This window comes from Dactylosporangium sp. NPDC000521, assembly GCF_042898305.1.
In the GTDB taxonomy this organism is placed as follows: domain Bacteria; phylum Actinomycetota; class Actinomycetes; order Mycobacteriales; family Micromonosporaceae; genus Dactylosporangium.
Genome location: NZ_JBIAYW010000008.1, coordinates 427129 through 452166 on the forward strand (window position 1 = coordinate 427129; position 25038 = coordinate 452166).

A 25038-nucleotide genomic window follows, 5' to 3' on the forward strand; every position below is an offset into this window, starting at 1 on the left:
ACACACAAATCGAGCACACCGGCTGTCGGGCTGGAGTCCGACGAACCTGGGCGGCCTCATTGAGCGACGCGCGGTGTCGGCCGCGGTGATCGGCCGTGGATCACCGACGGTGTAGGCGATGTCGGGGACGGAGCAGGGACGGGTCACATGGTCGACTGAGGGTTTCACCCCCGGCCACCAGGCCCAAAGCTCATCGTATTGCCCCTCGTTGGCCGGGAGGCAAGGATGGCTGCAACGACAGGTCTCACCCCTCGGTTTCGGTGATTTTCGAGTCGATTTGGTAGGCGGGAAGTAGGTATTCACCCGCTTTTCGGGCCAGGTGTAGCGGCAGGGCCAGCAGGGTCGGGTCGTCGAAGTGCGCTGCGGCGTACCGGAACTGATGGGCGGCTGCCGCCCAGGACTCGGGCTTGTCGCCGGTTTGCAGTGCGGCTACGAAGTATTCGACAAGTTGGGGATTCCAAACCTCGGCGCCGATGTCGAGGATCTCTACGTCGGGCTTGTCTTTCGACTTCTTGATCCGCGGCTCGACGCGGGATCCCTTCGGCGAGGTTTTCGATGCGGTTGCCGGCTTGTCGGGTGTGCTGAAGAAGAGCCGGTGGTGAGCACTGGCGGGCCTCCACAGACCGGCGCTGAGCCCAATGAGGCTGGTTTTCTCCAGCTCGCCGTTGTCGTTCTCACCTTTACCCTCGTCGAGGGCGAAGTGCTGTGGCGTCTCGTTGCCGAGGTTGGTTCGGACTCGGACAAAGCGGATGTTGCGGTACGTGGATGCGGGGACCTGCTCGCGGATGTTGGTGCTCAGGTCGTCGAGCCGTAGCCGCCCGTTGCTGGTGTTGGACCACATGCCGCGCAGGTTCTGGGAGTGACTCAGCAGCAGGGTGGGGCCGTCGAGGTTGTTGAGCTGCTCCAGCAGATCATCGATGAACATTGTCACCGCTTTGCTGTCCAAGAGGGCGTCATCACCCTGCAGCTTGGTCAGTCGCAGCAGCGCTTGGTGCATGGGCAGCCAGGTTCGATCACCGGGTAGCCGCACCTTCGTGACGGGCTGACTGGGATCGCAGCAGACCGCGATCGGGTAGGCGGCCGTTTGCGGGATGTTCTTCCGGACCAGCCATAGGCCGACCACGCGGGTGTTTGCGGGGAGGGGTTCGTCGTCGAGGCCGAGTTGCATGCGCCGGGCGGGTAGCCCGGCGTGGCGTACGAACAGCTCTCGAAGCGATTGCTCGATGCGGATCCGCCGGCTACTTGCGGTTTCGGTGGCGCTGTAAGGCACAAGGAATTGAGTGTTGCGGCCGATGCGGCCGGCGCCGACGCGGGTGGCGAACTTGGGATCGTCCTCGTCGGTGAACGCGTCGCCGTCGTCGAGCTCCACCATCACCAGGATGGGTTGTGCCGTGCGGGACGGCTCAACCCAGTCGCGGATCTGACCGATGCGGGCGGTGGCCGCGGCTCGGATGCGATCGGCCTTCTTCATGATCGTCGAATCGACCGCCAGTTTGCCAGCCAGGTCGCGCTCAGCAAGAGCGCGGGTGCGGACAGTGAGGCACAGGTCGTCGTTCTCCGTCGTCCAGCTTTCGCCGTCCGCGGCGGGGGTGAGCGTGGGCATCTGCAGGACATCGGTCAGGCGGGCGAGGGTCTCGTCGCGGATGACCGTCGTCTGCCACCACATTTCGAAGGCGACCTCGCGTCCGAGGGCTGCGGCGACCTGCCGTGTGTCGATGTGCAGGCCGTTCTTCTTGGCCGGTGGCCTGGCCGGTGCGCTCATGCCGAGGACCCGGGCGGTGGGTTCGACGGGCCGCAGATGCTCGTCGAGAGCTCCGCGGAGGGCTTCGAAGATCCGCCATCGGTCTTTCGCGGAGGCTCCGTCTCCGACGGGATGTTTGTCCTTGAACCCGGTGCGGTAGAAGACGGCCGTCTCGTAGCCGGCCTCGTAGGCGGGTAGTTCCGGGATGTGCCGCAGGGCGTCGCTGGCGAGGTCTGCTGGTGCGGGGAGGGCCACCCCGGAGTGGAACCTCTGCAGGACGGCGACGATGTCGTCGCTCCAGTCCCAGAAGCCTTCCTTCCTGCCGTACGCGCCGGGCCGCCACTTCATGCTGGCGCGCGCGAACATCGGCGGGGTGGCACCGTCGTACCAGGGTGCGGGGGCTTTGACGGCGACGGAGAGGGCGCGCTTGTAGTTCTTGAGGAAGATCTTGCCGCTGGCGTAGCGACGCAGCCCGATACGGACGAACAGGTGCGGAACCGGGTTGTCGGGGTAGGTCTGCACGGTGAGGCCGATGACGTATGACCAGGGCCAGCGGCGTTTGCGGCGGGGGTGGTAATGCGGTGGCCAGGACACGAGTTCGGCGCCGCGGTCCGTGGTGATGCGCTGGAACCGGGAGGTGGTGACGCCGCCGTGGTCCACGGCGAAATCGTCGTTCACGAGCTGGGCGGCGAGCAGGTCGGGTAGGAGCCGGAAGACGGGATCGCCGGCGGTCTCCCCGGGCCGTGGTACAGGATCGGTGGTGGTCCACGACAGGTCCGCCGTCGGGTCGATGCCAGCAAGCAGGTCGGGAAGCCGGTCGAGCTGTATCTGTCTGCGGGGGTAGCGCTTGGCCCATGTGTGTGCGGTGGTGACGATGCCGCTGTGGATCAGCGCCGTGAGGGCGGTGTCGTCGGGTCGGGAGGCGGCGCCGAGCCACAGTTGGTTGTCGCCGCGGGCGTCGTTGACGATCACCTCTGGTTGGAAGGTGGAGAAGGCGGTGGTCAGATCGCGGAGCGGGATGCTGCGCGGGCCGGTGCTGGCGCCAGGATTGAGGAATTCGCCGATGGCAGCCTTCCACGAGCTGGGGAAGGTGCACGTGTGGTACGGCTGCAGTAGTCCCGTCAGACGTTCTGGGTCGAGGGGGAAGGCGAGTTCCTGGATGAGGTCATAGCGCACGGTAGGGCTCCAAGAGGGCAGTCAGGGCGCGGTGCAGCGGGCCGTAGAGGATGGTGGCGAGTTCGACGTCCTGCGCCCGGATGCCTTTTCCGGCTTTGGCAGCGGTCAGGACCTGGTGCATGCCGACGAGCAAGCTGGTGTCGGAGGCGGGGTCGAACGCGGTGTCGCAGAAGTGAACGGTGGCTTTCTGGCCGCCCCGCACGAGCCGGCCGATGACTTGCCAGATGGTGACCAGCTGGGTCCACATGAACGCCGCTTGTTCGTCGTCGTCCATGCTCGAGAGCATCAACGGGTGGGCCAGCGACTGGCGCCAGCGTGTGCCGGCGGCGACGATGAACGCCTTGGCCCGTTCGTGGGCCGGGTTGGTGGATGGGCCGCCGGCGGGCAGGCCGGTGCGGATCTGCTCGACGCCCCAGCGGTTGATGTCCTGGACGTGGTAGGAGATGTCGTCCGGCCGGGGGTGCGGGCGGACCAGGAAGTAGGCGGCGCCGAGCGCGGCGACCCGCTCGTCGTTGAGGATGTTGTGGCCGCGTTCCACCGCCAACAGCGGAGCGACGAGCAGCCAGGCATCGGTGTGCCGCAGCTCGGTGACGCTGCCTCGGGACAGCGTATGGCCGGTCCATTGATGGGTGTAGCTGGCGTCATCAGGGATCAGGCGCAGGACCTCGCCGGCCCAGTCAGGCCGAGCACGCAGGAGCGCAGCTTCGACCTGTTCGCATTCGGCGTAGCTGCCGACGAGCAGCATGATGCGTTGCCGTCCGGGTGGCAGGGCGTCGCGTTGCTGCTCGAGGGCGCTCGGTCGGGCGCCGAGGCCGTCGTCGACGATCCGTGCGAGTTGCTGGACCATGGCGGCCAGCGCGGCGGGTCGCCGGTCCTGTGGCGTGCCGGAGATTCGGATGCGGCGGTCGGTGGTGCCGTAGCGCTGCGGGCTGTACCGGAACTCGCTGGCGTTGATGCCTTCCAGCTCACGTGGCGGCGCCTGCAGCACTCCGGTCACCGGCACCTGCAGGTCGTAGCGCGGCGAGGTGCCGGCCCAGCTGGTCGCTGACATCAGCAGTACACCCGGCGGGTGCGCGTGCTCGTCGGTGTAGAGGTCGGCGAGGTTGAGCAGTAGCCAGCGGCCGATGCCGTTGCAGCGGAAGAAGCGCAGGGAGCCGAGCCGGTCCGGGTGTGCGTCGTCGTCATGCTGATACTGCAAGCCGATCAGATTGCCCATCGGCGAGTCGGGGACCATCGCGACATACTCGACGGGTGGGCGGTGCACGAGGCTGGAGCCGTGTCCGCGCATGCGCAGTGGTCCTTCGACGTCGTTCCACCGGCCGGTGATGCTACTGATCAAGTTGGTGACAATGCCGACGAGCAGCGTGAAGTGCAGTTTCACAGCCAGGTCGTCCAGGTCGTTTGGTTCGGTGATGTCTCGCCGCGTCGACAACCACGCGGCCACCATCTTCGTGACCGTGGCATCGTCCTTGTACGCGGTCTGCTCGCTGAGCCGGCGCAGTTCGTCGGCGACAGGGTCGACAGTGAGCTTCTCCGTCTTGGTCGGCGCCAGCGACCATACCGAGAAACTCCTACGCCAGGCCTGCGCCCGCTCGACGTCGACTACCGGCGCGGCGGCGTCTTTGTCCTGGTCTTTGTCCTTGTCTTTGTCCTTGTCCGCTTTAGGGGGTGGCACAGCAGCGAACACGGCGGTGAGCCGTACCGCGAGGGTCCATTCGTTGAAGTAGCCGTCGCCGACCCAAGCGCGCAGGTGCGGCTCGTTGCCAAGTAGGGCGTAGATGCGTGAGATCAGCATGTCGGCGAGGTCGACCAGGTGCACCCACCGGGCGACCTTGGCATCGCGCATCGGCCCGCGTCCTCGGGCGCGCAGTTCCACCTTCTTGGTGATGTCGATGACGTCCATCCAGGCGTCGTCCCCGTCACCGGCCAGCGTCTGGCTCGGGCTGAAGATGCCGTCGAGCTGGGTCTGCACCTGATCTGCCTCGTCCACGATGATCAAGTCGCTGCGATACCACGCCAACTCCAGGTACCGCAGCTCCGCGTCGATGAGCGGCTGAGGAACCCGGCTGAAGACCAACCCCGCCGGCGTGGTCACCCACACCTTGGCGGTGACCAGCTCCCGGGAGGCGTAGTGCCGCTGGCAGCGGGTCCATAGCGGGCACACATGATCGATCTCGGTCTTGCCGTTTCGCGGGCCGATCTTCTCCTGCTTGAGCCGAATGCATGGTGCCTCGTCGAGCTTCCATGGTTTCGGATCGGCTCTGCGACTGCTTAACGCGCAGGCGGTGGAGGCCCATTGCAACAGCGGGACGTTCATCGCGTTCAGGCCTTCGGTGCGACGCACGCCAGGACGATGAAGTTGCTGGATGTGGCGGCCTCGCCCGGACGCGCCGAGCACCGGTGCCGCACCCACCCCGTAGCGCCGGTACAGCTGGACGCGGGTCAGCACCGACACGACGTCGGCCACCACGACGGTGACGTGATGCTGATGGCGCGCTCCCCAGATCGCGAGCAAGTCCATCAGCGTGCTCTTTCCGGCGCCGACCATGCCTGCGAAGTGATGCAAGCGGTCGAAGTCGATCTCGGTAGCCTGTTCGAAGGTGTCGTCGGCCTGGCGCAAGCGGATGATGAGGTCTTCGACGCGGCCGTGCCAGCGCTGAAACTCCCGGCCGTACTCGAGATCCTCGCGGTCCAGCTCGGCCGCGAAGTCCACCAGCTGTTTCCATGCGATGCGCATCGGCCGGCGTTGCGGGGCGGGGTTGAAGTCGTGGCGGGTGAGCGGCCCCCACTCGGGAAGCTGTTCCGGGAGCGTGACCGTCTCTTTGCCGTCCTCGGTCTTGACGAAGTAGCTCTGGCCAGCTTCCGCGATGGGGATCTCGCTGCTGCGGTGGGGCGGGAAGTGCGCCAGCGCGTCGAGGTAGTCGGCTTCCCTGTCGCCCACCAGCGGGGGACGCCGGAACGGCTGGAGAACGTCATCAGGGCTGTCCAGCAGATAGGCCCGCAGCTGCTCGGGCATGTCCAGATAGGCCGCCAAGGCCTCGCGCCACACCGGCTCGGACTTGAGCTCGCCGACCAGCCAGACGATCACCGATAGTGCGTGATCGGCGTCCTCGCCGGCGGCGTCGAAGCGGTAGCCCTTGAGCTGCGCCCACGCGCCACTGGCCGGTTGGTCCGGCGATATCTGATTCGCCAGCGTCAGAACCAGTTCCACCGTCACCAGCTGGACGGCGTCGACCTTCCAGCCGCGGTCTTTCGCTGCCTGCTTGATCTCCTTGGTCAGGCGCTCGTGCCAGCGCCCACGTTCACGCGCCACGGGTCCCTCCGGTGGCCTTCGCCATGAGCTGAGACACCGACAGGGCCGTCGTCCTCGGCTGCTCGCGCAGGGCGACGCTGTGCCGGCGCAGAATCGTCAGATAGTTGCGCTGCTTGCGGGTCCGATCGTCCGGGATGACGACGAAGCCGTCTGTGAACGCGAACTCGTGCCCTGACGGGTAGCCCGGCAGCGGATGCAACCGCAGAGCCAGGGCGTACGGGGTGCGCCAATCCTTCACGTCGATACCCCACCGGCGCCCGTCGGGCCAGATCACCAGCAGGTCATAGGCGTCGACATCCGGCCACCACACCACCGTCGCTCCCAGCTTCTCCAGCGCACGGGCGAGGTCGGCTTCAGGACGCCCAGGCAGGCTGATGTAGGTGCTCAAATCCCTGCGGATCTTGACGACGCCCTTGCCCGGCATGAGATCCACCCGTGGAGGGGTAGGCAGCGTGCGGCACCTCGGCGTCAAGCATCGCCATCCGGCGTCGGTGTGCCGAGCAATATGCCTGCACCGGCGACAGACGCCGACCTGGCCCTCGTAGGTGTGATCGGCAGTCACCGGCTCATACGCGGAGTTGAGCCATTCCGACCAGGCCGGCAGGTCGGGAAACCTATTGCGCTCCGACAACTGTTGCAACCCGTCCAACGTGGGGGAATCGATCAGCATGCGCCGTAATGCGACGTAGACGGCCTGCCCGCGAGGGCCCATGCTGCGGCACGTCGAGCGGACCTCGCGCATGAACGCACTCTCCAGCACCTCGCTGACCACGTCCGGATTGGATACCGCCCAGTCCCGGCAGGTCTCGCTCGGCTCACCATCGATCACAAGCTGATCACCCGATCCGACCGCGCCTTCCGGCCACGCCACCGGCCACGTCGCCAACGGCCTCGCACACCAACGCGCCACCAGGTCACCAACATCGGTCGGCGAATCGGCCGCAGCTGCCCAGCATGCCCAGGTCAGCTGATCAAGACCTTGCTGCAGAGCGAGCGGATAGGGGTTGCGCGCATCCTCCGGACCCAACCACGTCGGCAGACGCATCAGACCCGACGCAATCAAGGTCAAAATCAGCTCGGTATCACGCGTAATGGGATCTCTCGACCGATCCGTTATCCGAGTAACACTCATATCCGCATTCCCTTCGGACCCCCTTTAAGTCCGGGGGAAGACTACGACTCGGGTATGACACTTTTCGGGCGTCCAAATGGGTGGCGCCGCCCCGTGGGATCAACTCGCCGCGCAATCGCTGTCGGCACGGAACTTGATCTTGCTGGTGAAGCTAGCCTCCGACGCCATTACGTCGACGGACAGCGTGTGCGTCGCTGTGTCCCGTGGGCAGGTCGGCGAGCTGTTTGGCTATGCCGAAATGCGCCCTGGATGGCATCCGCTGGCGATCAGCGCTGCCGACGGCAGCCTTCAGACTCCGTCCGGCGGCCGCGCCTCGGCGATTAGCAGGGTGCGGTCGCGCTGCCTCGATGACCAACGTGGGGAATACGACGAACCCGTTCGAGAGGCAGGCCAAGGACATGTCCGGCCGAAGCCGTGGCTGTCGGAGATTCCGCAATTCCATCAGGTGGCGTGGTTCTCGATCGCTGGGCGCATCTCGTCAGGACTCGGGACGAACAACCTCAGGTATCCGCCTCCGGCAACAGCGCTTGTGTTGTGATCTCAGTCGAGTCCAATTCTACCGTTCCGATCTTGTACACACGTTCTCCTGCGGCTATGCAGCGCGTGAATCAGAGGTTTGGGTCCACCGGGCAAACGGCACGGCATCTCGTTGGAGGCATGCGACAACTGTGGCGTATTGGCTGGCGTCGACCAGCAGAATCGAAAGTCGCTCGGCTCTGGACGCGCCGACGTAGAGGACTCGGCGGGCCTCGCCGTCCATGCCCGCCTGCCAGAGGCCGACGCCGTCCAGGGTTTTCGCGTTCCTGAACGGTGCTGGAATGGTCATGGCGATGACGGGTGCTTGGAGGCCTTTGAAACTGTGGATGGTTGACCAGCGCAACGCGTCCGCGTCGTCTTTGGCAACCTGAGGCCAGGTGTTTCCGTTCGGGGAGCGGAGCGCGCTAGCGTCGGCCCAATTGTCCCAGCCGAACGCAGCGAGTCCCTGCCGGATCTGCTCACGGAACTGTGATGGACTGCCGCTGAAGGGTGCTGCACGGTTCGCGAGGCGGACGATGCCCTCGCGGAAGGCTCGGTGGGTGAGGCCGATCAGGTTGCAGAAGTCGGTGTCCGCAGCCGCGTGGTGCTGCTCATCGGCGAGTCCACGGATGAGGCTTTCGAAGGCCTGCACCGCCTGTGTCCGGATCCGGGTGTTCGCGTGGACGTCCTGTATCGCGGCTGCGGCGTTGGCAAGCCTCACCAGCTTGTTGGTGGTGCCCTTCTCGGGCGCCGGGCTGGCGCCGGCACCCTCCCGGGCGGCGTGCTCGGTATGCGCCAACGTCACGATGTCTGAAGGCTCGAAGCCGAAGTGATCGGCGACTTGGACGGCCACGTCGCGTGCGGTGCCGAACGACGTCATCTCCACGACTTGGACGGGCGTGGTGTCGGTCGCCCACCTGCCGGCGGGAACGTCAACAGACGCTCCGTGCCGGAGGCTGTTGACCAAGGCACACACTGCTGGCGAGCTGCGGTAGTTGGCGTTGAACCGGGCGCCCGGCCTGACCCTTCGAGCCAAGCTCCGTACGCCGTCGACGGTGGAACCTCGGAAGGCGTAGATCGCCTGGTCGAGGTCGCCGACCATGACCATCTCGATGCCGGCGTCCAGGAGGAAGTTAAGGAGGAAGGCGTCCTGGGCGCTGCAGTCCTGCACCTCGTCGACGATGATCTCTTTGAAGCGTCCGGCGATCAGGGAGCCGTGGTTCGCCCGCTCGGCAGGGTCGCTCAGGTAGTGCGTCATGAGTGCGCGGGAGGTCGTGCAGTCCATGAGGCCGTTGTTGAAGTAGCGCCGCCAGGTACGGGTTGCCGCGGTCATCATGGAGGAGAGCTGGCGGAACTCGAGGTTCCGCAAGGCATAGGGTGCCCTTTTCGATTCGAAAGTCGCTTTTCCCTCGTGGTCGAACGAGAACCAGGAGAGTTGGAGGTCGGACTGGACACCGTTCGCGCGGAACGTGGTGCCCTGCACGGTCTCCCAGCTGTCCTTGAACGTCGGGAGCGTGCCGGTCTTGGCGCGGTGCAGAGGCGTGACGACATAGCGGTTGATGAAGCTGTCGATGGTGCCGATGAAGTTCGGCGCACGCAGGAGTTCCGGTCGCCCGGCGCAGCGCAGGCGTGCTTCGTTGATCGCGGCGTTGGTGAAAGACAGCAGGGCGACGCCGTGCCTGGGCCCGATCCCGGGTCGCTGGATGAAGCGCTCAACGATGCTCTGGGTCTTCCCGGCGCCCGGACACGCCTGGACGAAGACTCCGCCCGGGATGTCGATGAGGGCCCGTTGCGCCGCACTGAACGTGATCTCGTCCCTGTCGTTCAACGCAACGCCGCCTTGATCGCTGCCTGGAGGTACTCGGGGCACTGGAACTGGTGGCCGCCGGAGGACATCAAGCTGGCGACGTCATGGGCGAACTCGCCCTTGCCGATGTACCTGCCCTTTGACCCGCGGAGCTTGCGGTAGAAGGTCTCGGCCTTGTCGCTGCTGGCGGCCAGCCGTCGCCAGAACCTGCCGGACCGCGGCTTCTGCCGGTCGAACGCCTCCTTCAGCAACGGGCCGTTGATGTCGAACGGTTCCATGAGATCGGCTTCGAGCGTGTAGTCGGCGGCGCAGACCACGAGCAGGTCTTCAGCGCCGAGGTCCGCGGCGATGTCCTCAAGCCGGTCCTTGCGGCTCAAGGTCGCAGCAGGTTCTTCCTCCTCGCTGATCTCCTCGTCATCGAGTTCGTCATCTTCGTCGGAAAGGTCCGGGTCGCTGTCGGTGATCACCACGAGGCGGTCGACGAGGCACACACCGTCGATTTCCTGCAGGAGCAGCTTGATGTAGGGGGCGAAGTCGACGCTGCCGATGTTGATGATCGAGACGGCGCGGAACTTTCGGCACTTCGCACGGTACTTCGCGCCGGTCTTCAGGACGTGGTGCCGCGCGAGGGCGGGCAGCACGACCGCTTCGGCAATGCCCTCGACGAGGATCGCACGGCGGGTGAAGAGCAGCTCGGCCCGGCTGACGCTGAGGTACTGGTTGATCTTCCGGCGTTCATCGGATGTCAGTTCGACATCGCACAGAGCAACTGCTGCCGTCTCCCGCCTCATGTTCGGCGTTCGGCCAATGTCGTCCTCGTCGCCATCCTCAAGAGCATCTTCGTCATCGAGAAGCGATTCGTCGTCCTCGTCGTCCTCGTCGTCCTCGTCGTCCTCGGACAGATCCGCGTCCTCGTCGGTGATCTCCTGTTCTACGGTCCGCAGGACGACGACGTTCTCGATGTCCACGGCGCTGGCAAGGTTCGGCGAGTGGGTGGTGGCGATGACCTGGATCCGGCCCGCCGGACAGTCGCTGTCGTCACGGACGGACAACTCCGCCTGCTCCTGGAGGTAGTCGAGGAGCACCGCCTGCAGCTGCGGGTGCAGGTGTGCCTCCGGCTCCTCGACGAGGAAGAGCGTCAGCTCGATGTCGTCGGCGTTGCGGAGTTCCAGGATGACGGACGCCATGTACGCCAGGTTGGCGTAGCCCAAGCCGGAATCGCTGATGTCGGCGAGGTCGACGCCGTGTTCGGCCATTTTCAACCGCAGCGCGCGGGCCAACCGGTGCAGCTTCAACTCCTGAAAGCTGAGGCCGATCGACTGACCGCGTACGGCGTCCGTGAGGTCGCTGACGTGTTCCTGCAGCCTGGCCTGCGTTTCGGTGATAACCACATGCTGTTCGAGATCGCGCAGTCCATCGTTGGCCTTGTCGAGGAAGTCCTCGCGGTCCTTCTCGTCGATCAGGTACCTGATGATGTGCGAGATCCGGTTGCCTGCGGCGGAGTCCAGCTCGCGCTGAGCGTCACGCAGCGGCGCGAGGTAGACGTGGCGGATCTGGTCGCGCTTCTCCGGTTCCGTGTCCGGTCCGGGCACCCGGCCGGACAGGTACTCGACGGATGACCGGCGAGGCGTGCGCTCGTTCGGGTTGAACCGAGCGGTGTACCAGGCGGTCTTCGAGTTGATGTCGAGCGCGGTGATGTAGTGCGACTCCTGGGTCTTGGTCAAGCCGGCGAACTCGGCCGTGAGCTCGATCGGGCCCTTCTCGTCGAACGACACGTCATCGACCTCGAAGTATCGGGTCGGGCGGCCGCTGAGCGGCTTCGTGACGAGGCGGACGCCGTCAACGACGTTGGACTTGCCGGAGTTGTTCTCGCCGACGAGCAGTGTCAGACCCGGCTGCAGCTTGACACGGACGTCGCGGCACGAGCGGAACTGCCGGAACGTCAGGGCGGACAGATACATGCCGCCCGTCGGGCGGGCCGGGAGACGACGGGGAAGCTTCTTGTGTACTGGCATGGTTGAGGGATGCTCCTGGGCATCAAGGTGCCTGACCAGCGGCAGCGCGTCGAGGTGCCGTGCAGGCGAAGCGTCAGGGGAACGCCTGGTCACGCGAGGTGACGGGCGGAAACCAGCTTCAGACAGCGCTTTCCATCGAGCCCTGGTATTGACCCGATCGGGCCCCGCAGGGTGTGGAAGCGATGCTGACCGGCTCATGACGCAGCCAAGAATGTGATCGCAGGCCGTCGCCGCAGTTCGACGCGGGCCAGGATCCCAGGACGCCATCACGTGAGCGCCGCACGGTCGGTGCGGTCGCCGCTCGGGCCGACCCACTCAGGTCAGCACCGTATTGAAGGCGTCAAACGTTCCACAACGTGGAAAGTTTGCAGGCAGTGGCGTTCGAGCTTGTAATCTCGTGCCTCAGGCATGGCTCCATCGCACCGAGGTGTCGCAAGCATCTCGGTTCGAGCGGGGCCATTTCCTTTGACACACGACGAAGCAGGCCATCTCGGCCCATGGTGACGAGTTCTTCCGCAGCTCCTGCCGGTCTGGCCGGCCGTGTCGTCTGTGCCTCCTTCAAAGCGCCGAGCCGCTCGGGCGAGAGCGCAAACCGCTCCGCACCGCGACCACGCTGAGTGATGCTGGTCGAGATTAGACCCGACCGTGAGCGGGACGCAAGTCAGATCGCGCGTAACGTACCGCGCGTCACATCGCTCGATCGGCGCCATGAAGACACGTCCAGAGCGGCAGCTCCAAAAACTGTGTCCTCACCACACAGCGCAGTATTCCGTCACCCGGTGTCAGTGAGTCGCATGATCCATATACAGTGGAGGGCGTGACTTTGCGTCCTGCCCGATTGGCATGAGCCAGCCAGGTGTGCCACCCGACATTGCCCCCGACTCGTCACAGGTGGCGGAGGCTGGGGGGCGCTGGCCCAAGACCGTTACCCAGGTCCTTGCCAGGCAGCTGAAGGCATGGCGCGAGCAGCGCAAGATCAGTGCCAACGAGCTCTCCAGGCGCACGGCTGAACTCGGCTTCGAGGTACCACGGTCAGTGATCGCGAACATCGAGACCGGCCGCCGCGACTCGATCGGTGTGAACGAACTACTGATCTTGGCGGCGGCGCTCGACATCCCCCCGATCCTGCTGATCACGCCGATCGGGGTGAGCGACTCGATGGAGATCCTGCCCGACGTGACGGTCTCTCCGTGGCTGGCCCGAGGCTGGATCATGGGCACACGGCCGATCGAATTCACCGGTAGCTCTCTCGTCACCTGGCGAGACAGCCGGCGGTCCATCGTCCTGTACGACATCCACCGGCTCCTGGTCCAGGAGTACCTCGAAATCCAAGGCCGTATCAAACGCGTCTCCAGCCGAACCGACGGGGCTGCCGACTATGGCGTCTTCCGTGGAGGTGAAGATCGCCAGAGTTACCTGCAGGCGCTCGTCCGCGACCTTGCGCGCAGCCTGCATAGTCTGCGGACGCATCGGATGACAATCGAATCCGAAGGATTCGTTGCGCCGGATCTGCCGCTCGCCCTTCAAACGCTGCTACGGGAGGTGGCCGCTCCGTCGACCCCTTCCGTCGAAGACGAATGGGGGACCGAGGCGCTGCAGCAGGAGCAGGTCGCAGCCGATGAGATGCTGCTCCTTTTGCGAGAGATACAAGGAGGCGGCAGGCAGGAAGACCGGTAGCCATTCGTATAGTGAATGCCGTGGATGCGGACTGGGACGAAAGCATTCGGCAGCTTCGCGAACAGGCAACGTCCGTGGTGGCATGGTGGCCGCAGCGGACGCCGTTCCGATCTTCGTTGTACAACCTGACGCGCGGCCGCATCGACAGGCGTCCGCGGTACAACACCACCCAACTTCCAACGCTGGACAGTCCCTGGCAGGACACGCCTTCGGGTCGGTACTTCGGCTGGCGCTGTCGGCAGGCGAACTACCGCGCCGAGGAGTTCGCGTTCGTGGTGGAGTACGTCGTATGCCCTCACTGCAAGATCGGATGGGTGGACAAGCCGTACACGATCGAGCACCTACAGCGTCGAGGTCTAGCGGCGGCAGGGTTGGCTGCGCTGCAGCAGGAGCACCCAGGCGTGGCGTGGCACACCGGCAGCGGGCACATGCGCACGTCGAAGGCATTCTGGGCCGCCGTTGGGCGTGGAGTCCTCGGCTCATATCTGCCGCGTGAACTCTGCGAGCATGTCGAACGGCAGGGTGGCCTAAAGCCCGATTGGCTGTTGCGACGCGAAGGATTGATCGATCAGGGCTCGTGATTGAGGCAGTTGTCGGCGATCGGGATCAAGACGTGGCCAGTGTGGTTGTCGGTATCGGGCGCTGACTGAACTGCGCCACAGGCTCGGTCAGCCAGTGTGGGCGTCGAGTGTGGGGCCTTGCGATCTTGTGCCCGGCATGGGTTCAGACGCCTCGGCCGCTGTGCGTAGCCGAGCGCGGTTGCCTAGATCACACCGGCCCGCGGGAAATGGCCGTCCCGTGTACCCGGAATCGACCACCGGCCTCGGCGTTTAGCTTCATCCGGTGGCGTCGGTAGCGCAGCATCATCGCGATGGATCAGCCGGTCAGGCTCGGGCAGACGCTCCTGCCGGACGTGGTCTGGCAGCACCTGGCGTAAGGCCTCGTCGCGCGAACAATCCCAGCGCGCAACGTCCACCGCCAGCGCGGTGTGAGGACACCGATAGCCGGACGTACGTCTTGTTCCGTTCAGCCATGCCTCATTGTCCGGCGTCGGGGCACAGTCGCGCGGAGTGCCTCGTGCGAGACCAAGCCGAGCGGTCGCCCCGCCTCGTTCCCGCCGCCGCTACGTAGCGTTACCGGGCCAGCGATCGGTGAAATCGAGACGGGCCGATGCGAATGTTGGCGCTCGCGCGGCGGGGGGAGAGGCCGTCCGTGCCAACCATCGCATAGCTAAATTTCGATAAATCGATCATCCTCCCCAGCATTTCCCCAGCATGATGTTCGAAACGGCGCCCAAATGACCGAAGAGGACCGAAAGATCAACTCAATCATGATCATGGCGCCTAGCTGCAGAAACTCGGTCGAACTAGCCGTTGAGCAGCTGCCTGGCCATGACGATGCGCTGCACTTGGTTCGTGCCCTCGTAGATCTGGGTGATCTTGGCGTCGCGCATCATGCGCTCGAGGGGGAAGTCCTTGGTGTAGCCGTAGCCGCCGAGGAGCTGGACGGCGTCGGTGGTGATCTGCATGGCGGCGTCGGAGGCGAAGCACTTCGCGGCGGCGCCGAAGTACGTGAGGTCCTTGTCGCCGCGTTCGGACTTCGCGGCGGCGGCGTAGGTGAGCTGGCGGGCGGCCTCCAGCTTCATGCCCATGTCGGCGAGCATGAACTGGATGCCCTGGAAGTCGGCGATGGCCTTGCCGAACTGCTTGCGCTCCTGGACGTAGCCGAGGGCGAAGTCCAGGGCGCCCTGGGCGATGCCGAGGGCCTGGGCGGCGATGGTGACCCGGGTGTGGTCGAGGGTCCGCATGGCGGTGGAGAAGCCGGTGCCCGGCTCGCCGATGATGCGGTCCGCGGGGATGCGGACGTTGTCGAGGTACACCTCGCGGGTGGGCGAGCCCTTGATGCCGAGCTTCTTCTCCGGCGCGCCGAAGCTGACCCCCTCGTCGGACTTCTCGACGACGAAGGCGGAGATGCCGCGGGAGCGGGCGGCGGGGTCGGTAACGGCGAAGACCGTGTAGTACTCGCTGATGCCGGCGTTGGTGATCCAGCGCTTGACGCCGTTGAGGACCCAGGTGTCGCCGTCGAGGACGGCGCGGGTCTTCATGCCGGCGGCGTCGCTGCCGGCGTCGGGCTCGGAGAGGCAGTAGGAGAACATGGCATCGCCGGCGGCGACCGCGGGCAGGTAGCGCTGCTTCAGCGCCGGCGACGCGGCGAGCAGCAGCGGCATGGTGCCGAGCTTGTTGACGGCGGGGATCAGCGAAGAGGACGCGCAGGCGCGGGCGACCTCCTCGATGACGATGGCGGTCGCGAGGGCGTCGGCGCCGGCGCCGCCGTACTCCTCGGGGATGTGCGGGGCGTGGAAGTCGGCGGCGCGCAGCGCGTCGTAGGACGCCTGGGGGAACTCGCCATTCTCGTCGGCCGCGGCGGCGTTGGGCGCCACCTTGCCGTCACATACCGCACGCACCGCTTCACGGACCGCGGCGTGCTCCTCCGGCAGTTGGTACACCTCGAACACGGCATCCCCCAAAGACCCGAAACACCTGGCCTGAACCACCGTTCAGGCCTCATCCCAGTGTGAGCATACCGATGAGTAACCAAGGAGCCGAAGGCGCGGTCGCCGGAGAGGGACTACTCTCGCCGGAGCAACGTCGGCAATACCCAGCCCTATACGCCACAGATGTCCGCAATGCGGGTATTTGCGGAAACGGGAAAGAGTGGAGACATAGGCGTGACCATCGCGTACCCGAGCACCCCACCCGTAGTAGCCGCGCCTTCCGGCGCACCACGCCCGCGGCTGACCTTCCTCGGCACCGGCTACCTTGGCGCGACCTATGCCATCTGCTTCGCCGAGCTGGGCTATGAGGTGCTCGGCTTCGACGTCGACGAGGCGAAGATCTCCAAGCTCTCCGGCGGCGACGTGCCGATCCACGAGCCTGGCCTGGACGAGCTGCTCCGCAAGAACCTGTCGGCCGGCCGGCTGCGGTTCACGACGTCGTGGGAGGAGGTCGCCGAGTTCGGCGACGTCCACTTCATCTGCGTCGGCACGCCCCAGCGCCCCGACGGCATGGCCGCCGACCTGTCCCACGTCGAGAGCGCCGTCACCAACCTCGCGCCGCTGCTCAAGCGCAAGGCACTGATCGCCGGCAAGTCGACCGTCCCGGTCGGCACCGCGGAGTGGATCGAGCAGCTCGTGCGCCGCCACACCCCGGCCGAGCTCGGCGTCGAGGTCGCCTGGAGCCCCGAGTTCCTGCAGGAGGGCGTCGCCGTCGAGGACGTGCTGCGCCCCAACCGGATCATCTTCGGCGTGAAGAGCGACTGGGCCACCGGCATGCTCTACGCCGCCCACAAGGGCGTGTTCGACCTGGCGCTCACCGAGGACCGCGAGGTCCCCGTCGTGGTCACCGACTTCGCGACCGCCGAGCTGGTCAAGGTCGCCGCCAACGCGTTCCTCGCCACCAAGATCTCGTTCATCAACGCGATGGCCGAGGTCTGCGAGGCCGCCGGCGCCGACGTGACGCAGCTCGCCCGCTCGATCGGCTATGACGCCCGGATCGGCAACAAGTTCCTGCGCGCCGGCGTCGGCTTCGGCGGCGGCTGCCTGCCCAAGGACATCCGCGCGTTCCAGGCCCGCGCCCAGGAGCTCGGCGTCGGCGAGGCGCTGCGGTTCCTGCACGAGGTCGACCTGATCAACCAGCGCCGCCGGCAGAAGATCGTCCAGCTGTCCGCGGAGCTGCTCGGCCGCGGCTACGGCCCGGCCGGCCCGGACCTGGCCGGCACCCGGATCACCGTGCTCGGCGCCACCTTCAAGCCCAACTCCGACGACGTGCGCGACTCGCCGGCCCTGTCCGTGGTCCGCAAGCTGGCCCGCTCCGGCGCCGAGGTCACCGTGTACGACCCGGAGGGCATGGACAACGCCCGCAACGACGTCGCCGACGTGACGTACGCCAAGACCCTCACCGACGCGGTCACCGGCGCCGACCTGGTCTGTGTGCTGACGGAGTGGGAGGAGTTCCGTAACACGGACCCCAACTCGCTCAACGAGCTCGTCGCGGCCCGCCGGGTGATCGACGGCCGGAACTGTCTCGACCAGTCCGTCTGGGTCGCCGCCGGCTGGGAGTACCGCGGCATGGGCAAACCCGCGGTGGCTTAAACGCCGGAATCTCCCGAACGGGCGCATCGCTTTCGCGACACGTCGAAACAAGGCATTCTTCCCAGTAGGGCGTGAACAGCCCGGGGTGGCCGCACGCGCGGCCACTCCCGGCTGCGGCCCGGGGGGAGGAGTCGCGTGGAGACGTATCCGTGCCCGGCGTGCGGTGGCCCGGCCAGCGAGGCCACCGGTTGCCGCGATTGCGGCCGCCCGCACGATCCCGACGCCGCCGCACTCGCCCTGTTCCAGCGCACCGTCGCGTCGCTGGAACAGAAGAAGCGCGACCTGACCGACGACACCCAGAAGCTGCGTCGCCAGCTCGCGCACGCCTCCGCGCAGCGCGACTCCCTGCGCCGCAAGGTCCGGCAGACCATCGACCAGGAGCAGGCCGGCCGTGGCCGCCGCCCCCGGCTGGGCCGCGGCGCGAGGGTCGGCGGCGCGAAGATCGAGAGCACGCCGCCGGTCGCACGGCAGGTCCAGGGCCCGACGGTGCCGCCGGGGCAGCAGGTGTACTCGCCGCGGGCGCCGCAGGTCGAGGGCGAGGCCCAGGCAGAGACCTCGGCGCGCCCGCCGATCGGCGCGACGCGGACGGCGCCGGCCCGGAACCGGATCGCGGCGCTGCCGCAGATGCGCCGCCCGCCCGGCGGGGGCGGGCCGCACGGCCCGGTCGACGAGCCCGAGGCGACCACCTCGAGCATGCAGGCGTCGGTCCTCGCGCTCGGCGGCCTGCTCCTCGCCGGCGCCGCGATCGTCCTCACCACCGACGCGTTCGGCACCATCGGCACCGCCGGCCGGGTGCTGCTGCTCGCCCTGATCACCGCCGGCGCCCTCGCCCTGCCGCTGATGCTGGTCCGGCGCGGCCTCACCGCCACCGCCGAGACCGTCGCGTCGGTCGCGCTGCTGCTCGTCCTGCTCGACGGCTACGTCCTGCGCTCCGAGGGGCTGCTGGGCGCGGACAAGGTCGAGGGCAGCCTGTACACCGGCCTGGTCTGCGCCGCCACCGCCGGCATCGCCGCCGCGTACAGCATGCGGAGCCACCTCATCGCCTCGCGGTACGCCACCCTCATCGCGCTCCAGCCGGTGCTGCCGCTGCTCGCCTACGACTCCATCCGTGGCCCCGCCGGGTGGTCGCTCGCCCTGTCCGGCGTTGCGCTCATCGACCTGGCGTTCGGCGTCGCCCTCGGCCGGTCGGTCGAGCGCCGGATCCGGCAGATCGAGGCCGGACGCGACGACAGCCACGGCACCGGGACCGCACTGGACGGCGTCGAGCAGCACGAGCCGCACACCGTGCAGACGGACCGGTTCGCCGACGCGCTGATGCGCGACGCGGCCTGGGTGCTGTTCGTGGCCACGTTCGGCGCGGCCCTGCTGTGCGCCGCCGCCGCCCTCGCCACCACCGAGGGCCTCGGCGAGACCGTCCGCGCGGCCGCCGTGACCCTCGTCGCCGCCGCGATCGGCGTCACCGGCTCCCTGTCCTGGCGGCGCGGTGTCCTGCCCGACATCGCGGCCGGCATCGCCACCGTCGCGGTCATCGCCGCGTTCGCGCGGGTCGGCGCCGTCGCGTTCCCCGGCTCCACGCTGCTGTTCCTCGCCCTCGCGGTGGCGCTCGCCGCGGCCGGGGTGCCGTTCCTGCCGGGCGACGCCCGCCGGGGGCCGCGCTACGCGGTCTCCGTCGCGGCCGCCGCCACCACGGCGCTGCTCGTCGTCACCGTGCTGCCCGTGCTCGCCGCGCCGCTGCGGGCGGCGTGGCCGGTGTGGAAGGCGGACCTCACGGCGCACCGCGCGGAGGTCGACGCGGCCGTCGGCGCCGACGGCTGGCAGTACGTCCTCGCGGTGCTGCTGCTGACCGCCGCGGGCGTGCTCATGCTCAGCGGCCGCACCGAGCCGGTCGACGTGCCGCTCGGTTCGGCCGCCTGGCCCGCCGGACGGATCGGCACGATGTTCCGCCGCCGGGTCGACGTCCGCCCCCAGCCTGCCCCGCCGCCGGGGCTGTGGCCGGGGCCGCTGGGCGGTGCGGAGAGCGGCCCGCGCACCGGCGTCTGGGACGACCCGCGACCCGGGTCGCCTGCCGTTCCCCGCGCCGCCGCGGCGCCGGCGCCGACCAGAGGCAGGGACGTCGCGTTCGTCACCGTCCCGCCGCCGGAACGCTTCCGGCCCGACGTCGCCGTCGTCGGCGCCGCCCTGACGCTGCTCATCGCGCCCGCCGCCTTCGGCCTCAGCTGGCTGGCGATCCCCGCCCTCACCGTCGCCGGTGCGATCGTCGCCGGGGCGCTCGCCATGCGGGTCCGGGAGGCGCACACCGCGTGGGTCTGCCTCAGCGCCGCGCTGGTCCTCGGCCTGTACGCGGCGGCCGCCGGCCTGGCCCGCCCGGCGTCGACCGCCCTGATCCTGCTCGCCATCTCCGTCGCCGGCGCGGGCATCGCGCTGCTGCCCCGGCCGCACCGCATCGACGCCGAGGGGGAGTACGTCACCCGCAGGGTGGCCGACGCGGGCGCCGGTGGTGCCCTCTTCGCGCTGCCGGGGGCCGCCGCTGCCGGTGCCGCGATCCTCTTCGGCGACCTGCCCGGCGGCGCGACCGTCGTGCTGGTGATGAGCTTCCTCGCGCTCGCGGTGACGCTCGGGTACGCCGCGATCACGCAGGTCGCCCGGGGCGCGCAGAGCCCGCCGCTGCTGATCGGCGCGACCGCCGGCGCCGTCGCGGTCGCGATCGCGGTCCTGCGCGCGGACGGCGCCACCACGATCGACCTGGTCATCGGCCTGCTCATGGTGATCGCCGTGGCGATGCTGTGGCTGGCGCCCCGGATGGACGACCGGCAGACGTTCGGCGCCGACTTCACCGGCGCCGACGCCGCGGCGGCCGCCGTGACGATCGCCGGGATCGGCGCCGTGGCCAGGGCCGTCTCGCTCGCATCCGACGGCATCGAGGTCGTGACGCTCGCGCTGCTCGTGTTCGCGGTCGCGGTCGCCGCCCGGACCCTGCCCGACGAGTGGCGCCGCGGCCCGGTCGCCGGCGCCACCACCGTCGGCGTCTGCACCGGCCTGTTCGCCGGCAGCCTGGCCGTCATCGGGGCGGTCGGGGTGATCCGCGCCGCGGACCCGCCGTGGCGCGCCGTCCTCGACGACCGCTGGCTGGCCAACGCCCAGCAGCTCGCGACGTACGGGTGGCAGGTCCCCATCGCGCTGCTGCTGCTCGCCGGCGCGGCCGCGATCGCGCTGCCGCAGCCGTACGGCGACGACACGGCCTCCTCGGCGGCCGCCCTCGCCGCCATCGGCGCCCCCGTCGGTCTCGGCCTCGGCTGGCAGTCCCCGATGGTCATCGGCTGGATCGCCGCGACCGGGATCGCCGCCTGGGCCGCCACCGCGAAGAGCTGGCGGGCCGTCTACACGCGGCTCGGTGCCGCGCTGGTGGCCGGCATGTTCGCCGCCGGCGCGAGCCTCGTGCGGCCCGGCGCGACCGCGGGCACGCTCGTCGCGCTCGCGGTCAGCGGCGTGGCCGTCGCCGGATTCGCGAAGGTCACCGCGATCCGCCGGGGCAACCCGTCCGACGGCCCGCTCACGTTCGTCGGCGGGTGCGGTGTCGCCGGCGCCCTCTTCGCCTTCGCGGGTGCCGCAGCGGCGGCCGCCGGCGGCCTGCACCCGGGCCAGGCCAGCACCGTGCTCATCGCCGCGCTCGCGACCTCGGCCGTCGGCCTCGCCGCCGCCGCGTCCGGAGCCCAGCAGGCGCCGGGGTACCTGCCGTACGTGACCGTCGGCGTCGCGGGCGGCGCGACCACCACGGCCGTGGCGGCGCTGATCGTCCAGCGCGACGGCGCCGTCGTCTACGCGGCCGCCGCGGCGCTGCTCGGGGTCCTCGCCGAGCTGCTGCGGGTCACCTGGCAGCCGGGTGTCACGTGGGTACCGATGGCCGGCTTCCGCCCGGACAACACCAGCACGCCCGGGCGGTGGCGGCAGGTCCGGGCGCCCCGCGGCTACACCGTCGGCGTCGCCGCGGCGGCCGGTCTGCCCGCGCTCATCGTCGTCGTGTTCCTGGCACCGGCGGCGTACGCGGCGCTGGCCGGCCCGTACAAGTGGATCCAGCGCCCCTGGACGGGCACCGCGCAGACCGCCGCCGACCTCGGCGAGCTCGGCCGCTTCGCGGGCAACGGCACCCACGTGCTCGCCGCCGCGCTGCTCACCATCGCCGGCGCGCTCATGGCGGTCGGCCTCGGCGGCTCGGGGCAGGCCGTCGCCGGTCGCGCCGTCGCGATCGTCGTGCCCTGCGCCGCGCTGACCATGCTGATCGCGCCGGCGGCCCTGCACGCGCCGTGGCCGTGGCAGCCGACGGCGGCACTGCTGGTCGCCACGATCGCCGGGCTCGGCCTGGCCCTGACGGTCCCGCCGGACGCCGACAGCTCCGACGGCCGGATGCTGATCCTCGCCCGCCGGCTCGTCTTCGTCATCGCCGTGCTCGCCGCCGGGGCGGGCGGCGCGGGCAGCCTCGCCACGAAGCAGCAGACGCTGACGTGGCTCGCCGGCTCGATCGTCGTCGGCGCGGTCGCGGGCATCTGGGGGCGCACGCCCAACGGGCGGATGCTCGGCTGGCACGTCGCCGCGTCGACCGCGCAGGGGTTCGCCCTCGCGGCCGGGCTCGCCGCCGGCCTGCCGCTGCGCCAGTGCGCGTTCCCGCTGCTGATCGTCGCGACGATGCTGCTCGTGCTGGGTGCCGCGCTGCCGCGGCTGCGGCCGGGCAACAGCATCAACCGCGAGGCGATGACGATCGAGGCGGCCGGCTACGCCGGCGCGGTCGTCGCGGTCCTGCTCACCCTCGGCTCGGCCGCGCACACCGCGGCCGCCCTCACCGCCCTCGGCGCGGTCCTCGGGCTGTCCGCCGCCCGCAAGGGGCGCAGCGGCCAGCAGCGGGTCGTCCTCATCATCGCCGCGTCCGTCGCCGAGCTGATCGCGATCTGGCTGCTGCTCATCACGGTCAAGGTGGCCCTGATCGAGGCGTACACGCTGCCCTTCGCGGTGCTCGCGCTCATCACCGGCCTCCTGGAGATCCGCCGCCGCCCAGAGCTGGGCAGCTGGCTCGCCTACGGCCCGGCCCTCGTCGCCGGCTTCGCGCCGAGCCTCGCGCTCGCGATCGCCAACGAGAACTCCCCGGAGCTGCGCCGCGTCCTGCTGATCCTCGCCGGCGTCATCACCGTCGCGATCGGCGCGGTCCGGCAGCAGAAGGCGCCGGTCGCGGTCGGCTCCGCGGTGACGATCATCGCCACCGTCAACGAGCTGCTGCGCATCGGGCTGCCCGTCTGGATGCTGCTGCTGCTCTTCGGCGGCACCGGCCTGCTGCTCATCACCCTCGGCGCCACCTACGAGCAGCGTCAGCGCCTCGACCGGCTCCGCGGCGTGTATCGCGGCATGCGCTAGGCCCACTGCGTGTAGCATCGATGTTTGTGAGTGCGATGTTGGTGTGTGACCAGCCTGACTTCGCCTACACGGTGCACGTCGCAGGCTGCGGCGAGCTGCGTCGCGCCGGGCGGCTGAGGGCCTGGCGCGAGGACGACGGCGGCCTGCTGGCCGTGCTGACCGTCCGCGGATCGAACCTGGAGGACGAGTCGGGGGTCGTCGCCGACCAGGTCCGGCTGCGGTTCGTCGGCGAGCGGGTGGAGGTCGTGGCGTACGAGCCGGGCTGGTGGGGCATGGGCTTCGCCTACCTGCGCTCGGTCGGCGGCACCCACTGGGCGCCGCTCGACCCGCGGGTGCTCTCCGAACGTCTCGGCCCGTCCTTCGCCGTCGACGACGAGGAGGACACCGCACCCGGCTACGGCGCCTGACCGCTAGGCGCCCTCGACCTCCAGCTCGTAGACGCGGGTGGCGGGGTCGGTGGTCTGGGTCGGGGTGGTGACGACCAGGCGCAGGTAGCGGGCGGTCAGCGGGCCGACCCGGTGGCTGGTGACGCCGTCGGTGTTGGCGGTGACGGTCACCGCGGTCGTCCACGTCGCGCCGTCGGTGCTCACCTGGATGGTGAACGCGCGGGTGTTCAGCGCCTGCGACTCGCCGCCGGAGGAGGCGTGCCGAACCACGAACCGGCGCACGGTCCTGGCGGCGCCGAGGTCGGCCTGCAGAGTGGCGCCGGCGGCGCCGCTGCACCACTTGCTGTTGCCGGTGATCACGCCGTCGAGGGCCTTCGCCGGGGCCTCCGCCGCGACGCAGGCGGCGCTGCCGGTGACGGTGGCGCCGCGGGCCAGGTTCACGCCCGGGTGGGCGCCGCCCTCGTCGGTGATCGCGATGTCGTCGACGTAGCCGCGGAACGCTCCGGTGCCGGTCGGGCGGTCGAAGCCGACATCGACGCGGGTGATCGTGCGGCCGGCGAGCCCGCCGAGGTTGACCCGCACCAGGTTCCACTGGTTGACCACGAGATGGCCGCCCTCGCCCTGGAACTGCGGGTGGGCGCGGACGCCGTACTGGTCGACGGCGCCGGAGTCGCGCAGCGCGGAGCCGTCGCTGAACTGCAGGTCGACCGCGACGAACGTGCCGGTGGCCTGCTGCGGGTAGATCCAGTAGGACAGCGCCGTGGACCCGCCGACCGGCAGGTCCGCGGCGAAGATCCGCTGGTAGGAGTAGGACTGGGTGGCCGAGTTGTCGGCGCCGGAGTACATCAGCGCGGCGCTGCCGCTGCGGGCCAGCTCGGCGCGCGGGGAGGACTCCATCGCGGTCAGGCCGCAGCAGTAGCCGCCGACGCCGATCGCCGCGCCGGCACTGTCCAGCCAGGTCGGCGCGGGGTCGCTCGCCTCGAACGGGGCCCGCAGCAGTGGCCAGTCGCGGCCGTCGCCGAGCACCGGCTCCAGGGCTGTGTACCAGCGCACCGCCATCTTCGCGTAGCCGGAGTCGTTCGGGTGCAGGGTGTCGTTGAGGTCCGACGCGGCGAGGGTCGAGAGGTCGACCAGCTTGACTCGCGTACCGCGGGAGCTCACGACACCGGGAACGGCCGCGTTGAACGCGTTGATCCTGGCCTGGATGGTGGCGTCCAGGGCGGGCACGATCTTCGCGACCAGGACGGTGGCGGTGGGGCGCGCGGCGAGGATCTGGTCGATGAGGGAGCCGAGCCGCTGCGGCGCCGTGGCCACCTGGTAGTTCTGGTTCATGTCGTTGGTGCCGATGTGCAGCAGGACCACGTCGGGCTGGTAGGTGCCGAGCCAGCCGTTGATGTTCGCGGCGATCTGGTCGATGCGCCAGCCCGAGTGCCCCTCGTTGTCGGTGTCCGGCAGGGTGCCGGACCGCTGCGAGCCGACGAAGTCGACGTTGTAGCCCGCGTCGGCGACGAGGCGGTTGTACAGCGGTGCCCGATAGCTGGACGTGGTCGGGCTGCCCTCGCCCCAGGTGATCGAGTCGCCGAGCGGCATGACCTTGACCGGCCGGGTGGTCACCGCGGCCTGTGCGGGTGCGGCGATCGCGGCGGTGCAGCTCACCAGGGCGGCGACGAGCGCGAGGATCCGGCGCATGCTGGAGCTCCTAGACATTGACGGCTGTGGCGAGTC

12 protein-coding genes are annotated in these 25038 nt (G+C 68.9%); 5 read left to right on the plus strand and 7 right to left on the minus strand.

Annotated elements, in window-relative coordinates:
- Positions 1-244: 244 nt before the first annotated feature.
- The 5 genes from ACFY3L_RS27465 to ACFY3L_RS27485 all read right to left on the minus strand — a co-directional run bounded on the left by ACFY3L_RS27465 (position 245) and on the right by ACFY3L_RS27485 (position 11700).
- The gene (locus ACFY3L_RS27465; RefSeq protein ID WP_389329833.1) at positions 245-2917 is read right to left on the minus strand and encodes an RNaseH domain-containing protein; all 2673 of its coding nucleotides are present in this window, start codon (positions 2915-2917) and stop codon (positions 245-247) included.
- Positions 2907-6230 carry a hypothetical protein gene (locus ACFY3L_RS27470; protein ID WP_389329836.1) on the minus strand — a complete coding sequence of 1108 codons (3324 nt, stop codon included), beginning with the start codon at positions 6228-6230 and terminating at the stop codon, positions 2907-2909. Before ACFY3L_RS27470 ends, ACFY3L_RS27465 begins: the two co-directional genes overlap by 11 nt.
- Positions 6220-7299, minus strand: coding sequence for a hypothetical protein (locus ACFY3L_RS27475; protein WP_389329839.1), 1080 nt, complete (start codon positions 7297-7299; stop codon positions 6220-6222). Before ACFY3L_RS27475 ends, ACFY3L_RS27470 begins: the two co-directional genes overlap by 11 nt.
- A 655-nt stretch (positions 7300-7954) precedes the next feature.
- Complete coding sequence (locus ACFY3L_RS27480) at positions 7955-9706, minus strand: UvrD-helicase domain-containing protein (protein WP_389329842.1); 1752 nt, start codon at positions 9704-9706, stop codon at positions 7955-7957.
- Complete coding sequence (locus ACFY3L_RS27485; protein WP_389329845.1) at positions 9703-11700, minus strand: ATP-dependent endonuclease; 1998 nt, start codon at positions 11698-11700, stop codon at positions 9703-9705. The genes ACFY3L_RS27480 and ACFY3L_RS27485 overlap by 4 nt, the downstream gene beginning before the upstream one ends.
- Before the next feature lie 843 nt (positions 11701-12543).
- On the opposite strand from ACFY3L_RS27485, the gene ACFY3L_RS27490 reads away from it, so the two are divergent.
- Both ACFY3L_RS27490 and ACFY3L_RS27495 read left to right on the plus strand, forming a co-directional pair.
- On the plus strand, positions 12544-13377 hold the full coding sequence (locus ACFY3L_RS27490) for a helix-turn-helix domain-containing protein (RefSeq protein WP_389329848.1): 834 nt from the start codon (positions 12544-12546) through the stop codon (positions 13375-13377).
- Positions 13378-13397: 20 nt separating this feature from the next.
- Positions 13398-13958: a hypothetical protein gene (locus ACFY3L_RS27495; RefSeq protein WP_389329851.1), complete on the plus strand. Its 561-nt coding sequence runs from the start codon at positions 13398-13400 to the stop codon at positions 13956-13958.
- Positions 13959-14743: 785 nt separating this feature from the next.
- Here the strand turns inward: ACFY3L_RS27495 and ACFY3L_RS27500 are convergent.
- A complete protein-coding gene (locus ACFY3L_RS27500) occupies positions 14744-15892 on the minus strand; it encodes an acyl-CoA dehydrogenase family protein (RefSeq protein ID WP_389329854.1) in 1149 nt (382 codons plus the stop codon).
- Between the two features lie 213 nt (positions 15893-16105).
- Between ACFY3L_RS27500 and ACFY3L_RS27505 the strand changes: the two genes are divergently transcribed.
- The 3 genes from ACFY3L_RS27505 to ACFY3L_RS27515 all read left to right on the plus strand — a co-directional run bounded on the left by ACFY3L_RS27505 (position 16106) and on the right by ACFY3L_RS27515 (position 23334).
- Positions 16106-17527: a UDP-glucose dehydrogenase family protein gene (locus ACFY3L_RS27505; RefSeq protein ID WP_389329857.1), complete on the plus strand. Its 1422-nt coding sequence runs from the start codon at positions 16106-16108 to the stop codon at positions 17525-17527.
- A 135-nt stretch (positions 17528-17662) separates the two neighbouring features.
- Entirely contained in the window at positions 17663-22927 is a 5265-nt protein-coding gene (locus ACFY3L_RS27510; protein ID WP_389329860.1) for an SCO7613 C-terminal domain-containing membrane protein, read from the plus strand.
- A gap of 26 nt (positions 22928-22953) precedes the next feature.
- Positions 22954-23334, plus strand: coding sequence for a hypothetical protein (locus ACFY3L_RS27515; protein WP_389329863.1), 381 nt, complete (start codon positions 22954-22956; stop codon positions 23332-23334).
- 3 nt (positions 23335-23337) lie between these two features.
- On the opposite strand, the gene ACFY3L_RS27520 is transcribed toward ACFY3L_RS27515, so the two are convergent.
- On the minus strand, positions 23338-25002 hold the full coding sequence (locus ACFY3L_RS27520) for a GDSL-type esterase/lipase family protein (RefSeq protein ID WP_389329866.1): 1665 nt from the start codon (positions 25000-25002) through the stop codon (positions 23338-23340).
- Positions 25003-25038 lie beyond the last annotated feature (36 nt).